This is a genomic window from Caproicibacterium sp. NSD3, assembly GCF_053613275.1.
Genome location: NZ_CM132119.1, coordinates 1,953,787 through 1,966,349 on the forward strand (window position 1 = coordinate 1,953,787; position 12,563 = coordinate 1,966,349).

8 protein-coding genes, 3 tRNA genes and 2 rRNA genes are annotated in these 12,563 nt (G+C 46.4%); 1 reads left to right on the plus strand and 12 read right to left on the minus strand.

Annotated elements, in window-relative coordinates:
* Window positions 1–15 precede the first annotated feature (15 nt).
* Window positions 16–891, minus strand: a complete 876-nt coding sequence (locus ACVS9P_RS09670; RefSeq protein WP_452103339.1) for a DUF1932 domain-containing protein — start codon at window positions 889–891, stop codon at window positions 16–18.
* A 139-nt stretch (window positions 892–1,030) separates the two neighbouring features.
* Here ACVS9P_RS09670 and ACVS9P_RS09675 point away from each other — a divergent pair, with 139 nt between their 5' ends.
* A complete protein-coding gene (locus ACVS9P_RS09675) occupies window positions 1,031–1,987 on the plus strand; it encodes a LysR family transcriptional regulator (RefSeq protein WP_452103340.1) in 957 nt (318 codons plus the stop codon).
* A gap of 141 nt (window positions 1,988–2,128) precedes the next feature.
* On the opposite strand, the gene ACVS9P_RS09680 is transcribed toward ACVS9P_RS09675, so the two are convergent.
* The 11 genes from ACVS9P_RS09680 to ACVS9P_RS09730 all read right to left on the minus strand — a co-directional run bounded on the left by ACVS9P_RS09680 (window position 2,129) and on the right by ACVS9P_RS09730 (window position 12,489).
* Window positions 2,129–2,204, minus strand: a tRNA-Lys gene (locus ACVS9P_RS09680).
* 80 nt (window positions 2,205–2,284) lie between these two features.
* A 23S ribosomal RNA gene (locus tag ACVS9P_RS09685) occupies window positions 2,285–5,116 on the minus strand.
* A gap of 165 nt (window positions 5,117–5,281) precedes the next feature.
* Window positions 5,282–5,358, minus strand: a tRNA-Ile gene (locus tag ACVS9P_RS09690).
* A 62-nt stretch (window positions 5,359–5,420) separates the two neighbouring features.
* A tRNA-Ala gene (locus ACVS9P_RS09695) sits at window positions 5,421–5,496 on the minus strand.
* Window positions 5,497–5,630: 134 nt separating this feature from the next.
* Window positions 5,631–7,158 (minus strand): 16S ribosomal RNA (locus ACVS9P_RS09700).
* Together the 16S and 23S rRNA genes with 3 tRNA genes alongside form the textbook arrangement of a ribosomal RNA operon.
* A gap of 392 nt (window positions 7,159–7,550) precedes the next feature.
* Window positions 7,551–8,198: a sigma-70 family RNA polymerase sigma factor gene (locus ACVS9P_RS09705; RefSeq protein WP_452103341.1), complete on the minus strand. Its 648-nt coding sequence runs from the start codon at window positions 8,196–8,198 to the stop codon at window positions 7,551–7,553.
* Complete coding sequence (spoIIAB, locus tag ACVS9P_RS09710) at window positions 8,191–8,634, minus strand: anti-sigma F factor (protein ID WP_452103342.1); 444 nt, start codon at window positions 8,632–8,634, stop codon at window positions 8,191–8,193. The genes ACVS9P_RS09705 and spoIIAB overlap by 8 nt, the downstream gene beginning before the upstream one ends.
* Entirely contained in the window at window positions 8,618–8,956 is a 339-nt protein-coding gene (locus ACVS9P_RS09715) for an anti-sigma factor antagonist (protein WP_452103343.1), read from the minus strand. The genes spoIIAB and ACVS9P_RS09715 overlap by 17 nt, the downstream gene beginning before the upstream one ends.
* A gap of 165 nt (window positions 8,957–9,121) precedes the next feature.
* Window positions 9,122–10,066: a homoserine O-acetyltransferase MetA gene (gene metA, locus ACVS9P_RS09720; protein WP_452103344.1), complete on the minus strand. Its 945-nt coding sequence runs from the start codon at window positions 10,064–10,066 to the stop codon at window positions 9,122–9,124.
* 22 nt (window positions 10,067–10,088) lie between these two features.
* A complete protein-coding gene (locus ACVS9P_RS09725; protein ID WP_452103345.1) occupies window positions 10,089–11,243 on the minus strand; it encodes a toxic anion resistance protein in 1,155 nt (384 codons plus the stop codon).
* Between the two features lie 25 nt (window positions 11,244–11,268).
* Window positions 11,269–12,489 (minus strand): 5-bromo-4-chloroindolyl phosphate hydrolysis family protein, encoded by a 1,221-nt coding sequence (locus ACVS9P_RS09730; protein WP_452103346.1) that lies wholly within the window; start codon window positions 12,487–12,489, stop codon window positions 11,269–11,271.
* Between the last annotated feature and the right edge of the window lie 74 nt (window positions 12,490–12,563).

Consider the following 12,563-nt stretch of genomic DNA (forward strand, 5'->3'; position numbering starts at 1 on the left):
TTAAGCTCCTCCCTATTATTTCACACGGATTGTTTCAATAATTTCTTTCCATCCGGAAGGTTTCTTGTCCACATAACGCTTTGCAAATTCATATTCCTCGAGATCCTGCAAGCGTTGTTTCGTGGCTTTTGTCATATCGGAACTGAGATTTGCTTCACCTAACATGGCAATAGATCCCTTCAATTCCGCGGCACGCCGGGTGCAGTGAAGAGCTGAACCAGTAACAAGACGGTCAAGATGGCTTGTAAATGGAATTCCATCCATAGATTTTGAGATTGAAGCGATTACTTCTTCAGATACTCCATAGGCATCAGCTGCCTGAAGCATCTCGATCATTAATCCTGCAATCCCCTTCATGTAAATACTGCGCACCAGTTTGATGGCAGACGCCGCCCCGGCCTTTTCTCCGGCCAATGTAATCTTCATGCCATAAGGCGTCATCAGTTTTTTAAATTCTTCTGCTCCATTTCCGCTAGCAGTAATCGGAACCCGATGCTGATCTTTTGGCAAAGAGCCCAACATTGCGGCATCCGTAAAAAGGACACCTGTGTTTTTTACCTGTTCCCAGATTGCCTGCTTTATAGAAGGTGTCGAAGCACTCACATCCACATAAAGCTGACCCGGACGAAGGACACTTTCGATGTCCTTACACACATCCATTGTAAAAGAAGAAGGAACAGCTGCAAAAATCAGGTCTGCCCACTGTGCGATTTCTTTGTTGGAAGACACTAAAGTGACTCCTGCTGCTTCTGCACGAGCATGCACCTGTTCTCCCATGACACTGTCATTCATCATAGCATCGGTGGCCCTAATCCCTTTTAGTCCTTCTTTGTTTAATCCAAAAGAGATATTATAAGCGGCCTCTCCATAGCCAATAAAACCGATCTTCATAGAAACCCTCCAAATAGGAATTTTGTCAACAGCCGCGCGACTTGCATATCTGACAGTTACATGTTAATATAAGAGCTGGTACAAATCAAGCAGAATATTTTTTTAAGTTTCACAAATAAATTTTGTGGAGGAAAACGATATGGATCTTACAAGCCTCTATTATTTTTCAGAGCTAACAAAGGATCTTAACATGACGCATACCGCAAACCGGCTGTTTATTTCTCAACAGACTCTGAGCAATCATATTCAGCGTCTAGAGGATTTTTATGGCGTAAAACTATTTGACCGTAAACCAAAACTTAAGCTCACCTGTGCGGGTGAATTTGTGCTAGCTTTTGCGAATGTCGTTAATAAAGAACAAACAAACCTAAAAGATATTCTTTCTGATATCAAGCAGGAAGAGCGAGGCGTGCTGCGTTTTGGCGCCAGTACGCTGCGGATGAACGCATGCTTACCAAATATTCTCCCGAAATTTTCCGCCAGATATCCAAACGTGGAAATTCGGATTACGGATACAATTTCCTCAAAACTTGAGCCCATGGTTCTAGATGGAGAGCTGGATTTTGCGATTGTCCTATTGGAAGAAGAAAATTCCAAACTGCTCAATTGGGATCTGATGACTGACCAGATCTACCTCTGCGTGGCTGATTCGCTTTTACAGCAGTATTATAAAGAAGAGGCAGGGTCATTGAAAGCGTCGGCGCTTCACGGAGCCAATATCAGCGATTTTTCCAAGCTGCCATTCTGTATTCTTTCAAATCGAATGGGACGTAAAATTAAGGAATGCTTTGATAATGCGGGCGTAATACCAAAAGTATATATGACGAGTTCTTATACGCAGATCAGCTCGATTATTTGCTTTAAAAAACTGGCTGCCTGCTTTGCTTCGCAAATGTGCCTTGTGAATCAGCGAAAAGATATTCCGGAAGACATTAATATTTTTCCAGTCTACTGTCAAGGCGAGCCATTAAATCAACACTTATCTCTGATTCGTCATAAAGAGCGGTACCTGTCACATCCCTCAAAATATTTTCTAGAGCTTTTGTTCCAATATTTCTCTGAAACTGAACAAATTCATATAAATCGAATTGTCTAATAGTTGAAAGCATATAAAATTAAGCCCACCTGTTTTACAGGTGGGCTTAAAAAAATCCCCGCTGATTTAAAGTCAGCGGGGAGATAAAATATTAACTTAAAAAAAGAACCGGGCAGCCAAGCTGGCAGCCCGGAAGTAGTCTGGTGCACCATCAGGGACTCGAACCCGGGACACCCTGATTAAGAGTCAGGTGCTCTACCAACTGAGCTAATGGTGCATAAAACATGCACAATTTGTACACTGAAAACTGAATAAAGGTAAGTAGAAGAGAGAAAGAGCGCGAACCAAAGAAGGTTAATGGTCAAGCCCTCGACCTATTAGTACTGCCAAGCTACATACGTTACCGTACTTACACACGCAGCCTATCAACCTTGTAGTCTACAAGGGGTCTTACTGACTTACGCCATGGGATATCTAATCTTGGAGTCGGCTTCACGCTTAGATGCTTTCAGCGTTTATCCGATCCGCACATAGTTGCCCAGCTGTGCCATTGGCATGACAACTGGTGCGCCAGCGGTGCGTCCATCCCGGTCCTCTCGTACTAAGGACAGCTCTCCGCAAATATCCTGCGCCCACGACAGATAGGGACCGAACTGTCTCACGACGTTCTGAACCCAGCTCGCGTACCACTTTAATCGGCGAACAGCCGAACCCTTGGGACCGAATACAGCCCCAGGATGTGATGAGCCGACATCGAGGTGCCAAACCTCCCCGTCGATGTGGACTCTTGGGGGAGATCAGCCTGTTATCCCCAGGGTAGCTTTTATCCGTTGAGCGACGGCAATTCCACTCTCATACCGCCGGATCACTAACTCCAACTTTCGTTACTGCTCGGACTGTCATCCTCGCAGTTAGGCTCGCTTTTGCGTTTACACTCAAGAGCACGGTTTCCGTCCGTGCTGAGCGAACCTTTGAGCGCCTCCGTTACTCTTTTGGAGGCGACCGCCCCAGTCAAACTGCCCGTCTAACAATGTCCCCCGGCCGGATTCACGGCCGCAGGTTAGAATTTCAGCAACTTAAGGGTGGTATCCCAAGGTTGACTCCGCTCCGGCTAGCGCCGGGGTTTCCAAGTCTCCCACCTATCCTGTACATAAATTACCGAAACCCAATATTAAACTACAGTAAAGCTCCATGGGGTCTTTCCGTCTTGTCGCGGGTAACCGGCATCTTCACCGGTACTACAATTTCGCCGGGCGGGTAATTGAGACAGTGCCCAGATCGTTACACCTTTCGTGCGGGTCGGAACTTACCCGACAAGGAATTTCGCTACCTTAGGACCGTTATAGTTACGGCCGCCGTTTACTGGGGCTTCAATTCAATGCTTGCACATCTCCTCTTAACCTTCCAGCACCGGGCAGGTGTCAGCTCCTATACGTCATCTTACGATTTGGCAGAAACCTGTGTTTTTGCTAAACAGTCGCCTGGGCCTATTCACTGTGGCCACATCTCTGTGGCGTCCCTTATTCCGAAGTTACGGGACCAATTTGCCGAGTTCCTTAACTACCCTTCTCCCGTTGGCCTTAGAATTCTCTTCCTGTCTACCTGTGTCGGTTTGCGGTACGGGCGCCTAAGATATACAATAAGCTTTTCTCGCCCTCGTCTAAGCATGCTTCCCTACTCTAATTTCGGTCCCTTACGCCCGGGTCAACCAACGCCCGGGTCATGCCCTTTCAAGGTGTCACTTATCTTAAATCTTTTGGCGGCTACGGAATATCCACCGTATGTGCATCGGCTACGCCTTTCGGCCTCACCTTAGCTCCCGGCTTACTTGGAGCGGACGAACCTTCCTCCAAAAACCTTAGACTTTCGGCCAATATGATTCTCACACATTTCGCGCTACTCATTCCGGCATTCTCACTTCTATACAGTCCACCATCGCTTCCGCTATGATTTCACTCCGTATAGAACGCTCTCCTACCATGCATTGCTGCATCCCAAGCTTCGGTACACGATTTAGCCCCGTTAAATTTTCGGCGCAGGGTCACTCGACCAGTGAGCTATTACGCACTCTTTTAATGTATGGCTGCTTCTGAGCCAACATCCTGGTTGTCTGTGCAACCCCACATCCTTTTCCACTTAACCGTGTTTTGGGACCTTAGCTGTGGGTCTGGGCTGTTTCCCTTTTGACAATGAAACTTATCTCACACTGTCTGACTCCCGTACATCAATTATCCGGCATTCTGAGTTTGATAGGTTTTGGTAACCTTTCGGTCCCTAGACCATTCAGTGCTTTACCTCCGGTAATCTAATACAAGGCTAGCCCTAAAGCTATTTCGGAGAGAACCAGCTATCTCCGGGTTCGATTGGAATTTCTCCGCTACCCACACCTCATCCGCTACCATTTCAACGGGAGTCGGTTCGGTCCTCCATGGAGTTTTACCTCCACTTCAACCTGGACATGGGTAGGTCACCCGGTTTCGGGTCGAATATAACTGACTTCTTGCGCCCTATTCAGACTTGCTCTCGCTACGGCTCCAGACCTGAAGTCCTTAACCTTGCCAGTCACATTCACTCGCCGGACCATTCTACAAAAGGTACCCGATCACCCATTGACGGGCTTTCGGTGCTTGTAAGCACAAGGTTTCAGGTTCTATTTCACTCCCCTTCCGGGGTCCTTTTCACCTTTCCTTCACAGTACTCTTCACTATCGGTCACTGGGTAGTATTTAGGCTTGGAGGGTGGTCCCCCCATATTCCCACCGGATTTCTCGTGTCCGGCGGTACTCTGGATACAGCTTGGTGTTTCACCTTTTTACTTACGCGGCTCTCACGCTCTATGGCCAGCCTTCCCAGGCTGTTCTGTTAAAGTTCCACATCCATTATGCTGTCCGAACCCCAAAGGGATTTCTCCCTTCGGTTTGGCCTCTTCCGCGTTCGCTCGCCACTACTAGCGGAATCTCATTTGATGTCTATTCCTCGCCCTACTTAGATGTTTCAGTTCAGGCGGTTCCCCTCCTGACGCTATGAATTTACGTCAGGATGACTGGACATGTCTCCAGTCGGATTGCTCCATTCGGATATTTCCGGATCAATGCCTACTTACGGCTCCCCGAAACTTTTCGCAGTTTGTTACGTCCTTCATCGGCTCCCAGTGCCAAGGCATTCCCCTTGCGCTCTTTGTAGCTTGACCATGTGTTCTTCTTTAGTTCTCAGCTGGTGATGATTTCTCATCACCACTTAATGAAATTGTAGATTTGATAATAATTTCTAACAATGATTTTACTCATTGTTGCGTTCAATATCTGCTTCTACTTCTTTATTCAGTTTTCAATGTACAACTTACACCTTTCGGTGCTGGTGGGCTTAAGTGGACTCGAACCACCGACCTCACGCTTATCAGGCGTGCGCTCTAACCGGCTGAGCTATAAGCCCATGTTTCCGGCTTCCGGTTCTCACCGTCTGCCCATCTTTTCTTTTGGCTCCCTTTTGGAGCCTGGTGGAGATAAACGGGATCGAACCGTTGACCTCCTGCTTGCAAAGCAGGCGCTCTCCCAGCTGAGCTATACCCCCATAACTGGTGGCTGTTACCCTTCCACCTGATTGAAGTCCTTTTGCAAGGCCTTCAAAATTAAACAACGATTAGAGACTTAGGAAACCTGACCTTGGAATGTCGTCGAATGCTTCCATCCGACTGTTCTCCATAGAAAGGAGGTGATCCAGCCGCACCTTCCGATACGGCTACCTTGTTACGACTTCACCCCAGTCGCCAATCCTACCTTCGGCAGCGTCCTCATTGCTGTTAGACTACTGACTTCGGGTATTACCGGCTCCCATGGTGTGACGGGCGGTGTGTACAAGGCCCGGGAACGTATTCACCGCGGCATTCTGATCCGCGATTACTAGCAATTCCATCTTCATGTAGGCGAGTTTCAGCCTACAATCCGAACTGAGACCGTTTTTAGAGTTTTGCTCCACCTCGCGGGCTTGCTTCTCTCTGTTAACGACCATTGTAGTACGTGTGTAGCCCAGGTCATAAGGGGCATGATGATTTGACGTCGTCCCCACCTTCCTCCGTTTTGTCAACGGCAGTCCTGCTAGAGTGCTCTTTCGTAGCAACTAACAGTAAGGGTTGCGCTCGTTGCGGGACTTAACCCAACATCTCACGACACGAGCTGACGACAACCATGCACCACCTGTCTTACCGTTCCCCGAAGGGCACGCCCTAATCTCTTAGGGTTTCGATAGATGTCAAGACCTGGTAAGGTTCTTCGCGTTGCTTCGAATTAAACCACATACTCCACTGCTTGTGCGGGCCCCCGTCAATTCCTTTGAGTTTCAACCTTGCGGTCGTACTCCCCAGGTGGATTACTTATTGTGTTAACTCCGGCACGGAAGGGGTCAGACCCCCCACACCTAGTAATCATCGTTTACGGCATGGACTACCAGGGTATCTAATCCTGTTTGCTACCCATGCTTTCGTGCTTCAGCGTCAGTTAAAGCCCAGTAGGCCGCCTTCGCCACTGGTGTTCCTCCCGATCTCTACGCATTTCACCGCTACACCGGGAATTCCACCTACCTCTACTTCACTCAAGTCCCACAGTTTCAATTGCAGGCTATGGGTTAAGCCCATAGTTTTCACAACTGACTTGCAGAACCGCCTACGCACCCTTTACACCCAGTAAATCCGGACAACGCTTGCTCCCTACGTATTACCGCGGCTGCTGGCACGTAGTTAGCCGGAGCTTCCTCTTTAGTTACCGTCATTATCTTCACTAAAGACAGAAGTTTACGATCCGAAGACCTTCTTCCTTCACGCGGCGTTGCTGCATCAGGGTTTCCCCCATTGTGCAATATCCCCCACTGCTGCCTCCCGTAGGAGTCTGGGCCGTGTCTCAGTCCCAATGTGGCCGTTCAACCTCTCAGTCCGGCTACCGATCGTCGCCATGGTGGGCTGTTATCTCACCATCTAGCTAATCGGACGCGAGTCCATCTTTCAGCAGATTGCTCCTTTGATCTCTTCTCCATGTGAAGAAGAGATGTTATGCGGTATTAGCGTCCGTTTCCAGACGTTATCCCCCTCTGAAAGGCAGGTTACTCACGCGTTACTCACCCGTCCGCCACTAAACTTATTGGATTCCATCCGAAAACTTCATCCTCTAAGTTTCGTTCGACTTGCATGTGTTAGGCACGCCGCCAGCGTTCGTCCTGAGCCAGGATCAAACTCTCTAAAATATTTTATCAAAACGCTTACGCGCTCTAATCGTATTTCAGAGCTTTCTTATAGCTCATTTCGAAACACTTGCGTGTTTCTTTGTTTTGTCCGTTTTTTACGAGTTTTTCTTCTCGTTCCGTTCCAATTCCTCTCGGAATTTTTCCGGGTCCCTTTGTCTCTTTTCGTTGTTTAATTTTCAAGGTCCTGCGCCGTCATCTTGCACAAAGCTCATTTCCAAAACTCATCATATTTCGTAGGAGTGTTTGAATTTTTTTGCTCCGTTTTTTGACGGCTTTATTATAATATCATTTTAATTACTGATTGTCAACAACTTTTTTCATCTTTTTGCAAATTTTCTTTCACCTCTACATCTATGGATTTTTTATATCTAAAAGCACCAGATTCTGTCGCCTTACCCAAGCATCTGCCGTAATTCAGTCAGAATCTTCTTTTCTCTCCTAGAAACCTGCACTTGTGTCATTCCAAGTCTTTGTGCTGTTTGATTTTGTGTCTGATCCTGAAAATAGCGAAACCAAACCAGTTTTCGATCATTTGCAGGCAAATCTTTTAATGCTTCGCGAAGGGACATAGATTCCGTAATCCGTTCTTCTTCTGAGTCAGTCGGTAAATCCAGTTGTCCCTCTTCGTCGTTTTCTTCTGTTAAAGAAAGCGGCATTTGACCCGCGCAGAGAGCTTCGGCTGCCTCTTCTGAAGAAATCCCCAATCCGGATGCGACTTCGCTCACGGTTGGCTGCCGGCCTTCTTTTACTGCAAATGAGCTGCTCCAGCGATTTGCTTTACAGGCAAGGCTTTGCAACGTTCTCCCCATTTTAACAGTATTACCCTCTCGAAAGAGCTTTTTCATCTCGCCTAAAATAACCGGTACAGCATAAGTTGAAAAGCAGCAGCCACGATTCTCATCAAAGCGATCGGCAGCTTTTACCAGCCCTTCGCATCCAGCCTGAACAAGATCATCATAATCTGCGCCGCGCCCGAGAAATCGTCTGGCACAGGCATGAACCAGACCGATATTTTCCCGGGTGGCCTTTTCTCTATCCATGATGACGCGGACGGGGTGAAAAATCTTTTTCCATAACAACAGTCGTGCCTTTACCGACTTTGCTGCGCACTTTTAAACGATCGGTAAAACTTTGCATAACTGCAAACCCCAGCCCCGCACGTTCCTCTCCGCCAGTCGTAAACATTGGCTCCATTGCCTGTTTTATATTTTCGATTCCACAACCGTGGTCTTTAATTTTAACCTGGATCGTGTGTTCCTCATAAATCATGCAATCTATGTAGATCATTCCGATCGTATTCCGATACCCATGTACAATACAATTTGTTACAGCTTCCGAAACTGCAGTTCGCAAATCGCACAGCTCGTCCACAGTCGGGTCAAGCTGCGAGGCGAAAGCCGCAACCGTAGTACGGGCAAATGCCTCATTGCTGCTAGCGCTTAAAAAGCGCAGGTGCATTTCATTCGTCGGTTTCATTTTCTACACTCACTCCTTCTTCAATATCACATAATTCTGACAACCCCGCCAGAGAAACAATCCGTTTTAACTTTTCGGGCACATTTCGAATGGTAACGCGTCCTTTCCATAAATTCATCAGACGGCACCTTCCCAAAATCAGTCCTACCCCCGAACTATCCATAAAACTAACCCCGGAAAAATCCAAGATCAAACGTCTCGGGCGAATATGTTCCGCCGCTTCATCGATTTCTTCCCGAACCTTTCTGGCACAATGATGGTCAATTTCCCCATCCAAAAGTGCAGTAAGCTCGTCCTTTTTCAATTTTAGATCGACGCTCAAAAGAAGGCCTCCTTTATAAAAAATTCCTTATTCAAAAGAATAAAGAATTTTCACTGCAAAATTACGGGAACTAAGTCGAACTTCCATTATAAGAAAACAAAAAAGAAGAGTACCATTTTTATAATGATACTCTCATAAAGAACTTTTCTAATATTATGCCAACAATCACAACATTGCGCAGTCTAAAGAATTCCGCCCGAGCAAATCCAAATTAAAGGGCGTTGTTTGATATACAAAATAGTTAAGCCAATTTGTATAGAGAAGCTGTCCGGTAGCGCGCCATTGATCGATTGGCTTTTTAGAAGGATCGTTATCCGGATAATAATGTTTTGGCATGGAAATCGGCAGGCCGTGGCTGACATCCCGAAAATATTCCTCTCCGAGAGTACCGGCATCATACTCCGAATGCCCCATCACAAAAAATTGCCGTCCCTCTTGATCCCCGACAATATGGACACCCGCTTCTTCCGAAACAGACATTAGCTTTAGTTCGGGAACTTTTTGAATATCTTCTGCCATCACTTCGCTGTGCCGGGAATGCGGAACCCAATATTCATCATCAAATCCACGGAACAGTCTTGACTTTTTTGTCAGCGCATGATGCTTAAAAACACCAAACAACTTTTCCGGCAGAATGTGTTTTGGAATCCCATAATGATAATAAAGCGCTGCCTGCGCCCCCCAGCAAATATGAAAAGTGGAATGGACATGTGTAGTTGTCCATTCAAAGATTTTGCACAGCTCCGGCCAGTACTCCACCTCTTCATAATCCATCAGTTCTACCGGCGCACCCGTTATAATGCAGCCATCATAGTGACTTTCTTCGATCTCATCAAACGTTTTATAAAAAGCCAGCAGATGATCTTCCGGCGTATTCTTGCTCTGATGAGAAGCCATCTGCACCAAATCGACTTCAATCTGCAAAGGCGTATTTGCCATACAGCGTAAGATCTGTGTCTCTGTTGTAATTTTAATCGGCATCAGGTTTACCAGTGCAATCCGCAAAGGTCTGATATCTTGATGCAGCGCCCGACGTTCGGTCATCACGAAAACATGCTCACCCTGCAAGACGCTTCTCGCTGGTAAGTCATCCGGAATTTTAATCGGCATGCTCTACCATTTCCTTCTTTTTTTATTGCTGTGTCTGCAGGGAAAGCAGTTTCTGCTTCAATTCTCCCTCAATCTTACCCAGCTCCTGCTCTGCAGCAGCTCTCTTCTCGTGTCCATCTTTCTGAATCTGCATGACCTCATCCAGCGTTGTAATAAGCTGTTCATTCGTATGCTGCAGCGTCTCCATATCTACAATTCCCCGCTCGCTTTCTTTTGCAGTATTAATAGAGGCCATTTTGAGCGTATCCGCATTTTTCCTGAGTAACTCATTTGTCATATCTGTTACCTCACGCTGGGCCTTTGCGGCCTGCTGTGAATGTTCCACTCCTAGAGCAAGTACCATCTGGCTCTTCCAAAGCGGGATCGTATTGACCAGCGTTGACTGGATTTTCTCGCTCATCAACAGATCATTATTCTGTACCAGACGGATCTGCGGTGCCATCTGAATCGAAATTGTGCGCGTCAGTTCCAGATCATACAGCTTTTTTTCAAAGCGATTGCACATACTGGAAAGATCATTGACTGCTTGAGCGTCTTCCGGAAGATTTGATGCTTCTGCTTTTTTCTGCAAAGCAGGCAGCTGCTGCGTTTGCACTTCTTGAAGCTTTTTCTTGCCGGCCAAAATATACATGGTCAGTTCTTTAAAATAGACCTTATTAAGATCATACATCTTATCCAGCATGGCAATATCTTTGAGCATGGTTACCTGATGCCCTTCCAACGCAGATGAAATCTTATCAACGTTGGTTTCCGCCGTAGCATAACGTGTTTTTAACGCATTAATTTTATTGCCGCCGCGTTTAAAGAATCCCATGATTCCCTTTTCGTTGTCTTCAACCTGAAAATTTTTGAGTTCACAGACAACTCCGGAAAGCATATCGCCGACTTCGCCAAGATCTTTTGTTCTCACCGAATTTAGGGCAGCTTCCGAAAAATCCGCAACCTTTTTCTGTGCTCCGGAACCATACTGTAAAATCACATTGGAATTTGTCAGTTCAATTTTCTTTGAAAAATCATCCACCATTTTCTGCTCATCTGGTGTCAGATTCATTTTTTCTATGTCTTCCGGTTTCTGGGTAAGTTCGGAAGGCGTTACTGTCTCCAAAGTAGGTGCCGCCGGCGCTTCTTGTGCTCCATCGAGTACCAAAGTCGGCATTTCTGTTTTTTCATTACTCATAAGATCTTTCCTCCTTATTTTCTCTTTACAGCTTTAGTTCCGGTTCTTTCTGTGTTTCTTCTTTTTTAAAATCCTTGCCGGTCAGCCCCGCTTGGGCCAGCATAGTCTCCAAGGCAGAAATGTCGGTTGCCACATCCAATACATCGTCCTGAAAAAGTGTATCCAACAGATTTTCAAATGCAGTATTAATCGTATCCATCGTTTGCTCAATCTCTTTTTTCGCCTGCAGGATATTTTCTCCCTGCACCGGTTGACTGTCAAACTCCTGATAGGCGTTGACCAGTTTTAAAGTGGTCGGCAAATAATATTGCATAAAGCGCCGGATCTCCGGCAGCTTTTTTGGATGTTCCTCTACATAATCAAAAATCTTTTTACAGACTTCTTCCAACCGGTCAAGCTTGCGGCTGATCTCTTCTCCGGGAATTTTATCATTTGCTTCCCGAATGGCTCCAATATATTGACTCCCTTCTGCTTTTGCCTGTGCAAGTGCAGCAGCAGCCGGGTCCGAACGCAGGCGTTCTTCTTCCGCCTCTCGCTCCTTGCGCGCTTTTTCCGCCTGCAGATAGCTTTGATAGGTTTCGTCGCCCAGCATAAAGGTTGTTCCCTGCTCATCCAAATGACCATCTGGGAAAATTCCTTTGGAGATCATTTTTTTAAGATCCTTTGTTACATATTCAGGTGCTTTATGAATTCCATCCGCCAACTGTTTAATGGAACAAAAAGAGCCCCCTTGCATCAGCGCCCGATATTTTCGATACCGTCTGACTCTTCTGAGAAGAGAAGTGCCTTTTCCAAAAAGAAAAGCTCCAACAACAGACAAAATATAAAGAACTACACCGCCAACTGCAAAGACAGAAGCAGCAATCATCCCCATGCCAGTCATTACTGAGCCAACGATTGCCGTCACTAGGCAGGGAATTCCCACTGCCAATCCTGTTCCCAGCAGCACACCTCCTGAAACTTTTCCAGGAATCATCTCCGATCTGGTTTTTGCCGAACGGTACGGGCGACAATAGGGGGGATAATTCGAAGAGGGTTTTTGATAAGGTGGAGGCGGATAGGCAGACTGATTCTTCTGATGATCGCCAGACATGGAGTCACGCACATCTGCTTCTACGTCAGCAGTAACATCCCGCACGGTATTGCGCACGGTATTGCCAAGATTCTCAAAATTACCGGTGCGCATAGCGTCCCGAACGGCATGGCTAATATCACGACCGATATTGCGATTTCGATGCATTCCCATTATACCCTCCAAAAATACTTAATCAAATTTATTATATCGTATTTTTAAAAAAATGACAATAAAATGCCTTTGGA

Coding starts and splice junctions, on each gene's coding strand:
- ACVS9P_RS09670 (WP_452103339.1), bottom strand. CDS start 891: ATGAAGATCGGTTTTATTGGCTATGGAGAGGCCGCTTATAATATCTCT.
- ACVS9P_RS09675 (WP_452103340.1), top strand. CDS start 1,031: ATGGATCTTACAAGCCTCTATTATTTTTCAGAGCTAACAAAGGATCTT.
- ACVS9P_RS09705 (WP_452103341.1), bottom strand. CDS start 8,198: ATGGATAGAGAAAAGGCCACCCGGGAAAATATCGGTCTGGTTCATGCC.
- spoIIAB (WP_452103342.1), bottom strand. CDS start 8,634: ATGAAACCGACGAATGAAATGCACCTGCGCTTTTTAAGCGCTAGCAGC.
- metA (WP_452103344.1), bottom strand. CDS start 10,066: ATGCCGATTAAAATTCCGGATGACTTACCAGCGAGAAGCGTCTTGCAG.
- ACVS9P_RS09725 (WP_452103345.1), bottom strand. CDS start 11,243: ATGAGTAATGAAAAAACAGAAATGCCGACTTTGGTACTCGATGGAGCA.
- ACVS9P_RS09730 (WP_452103346.1), bottom strand. CDS start 12,489: ATGGGAATGCATCGAAATCGCAATATCGGTCGTGATATTAGCCATGCC.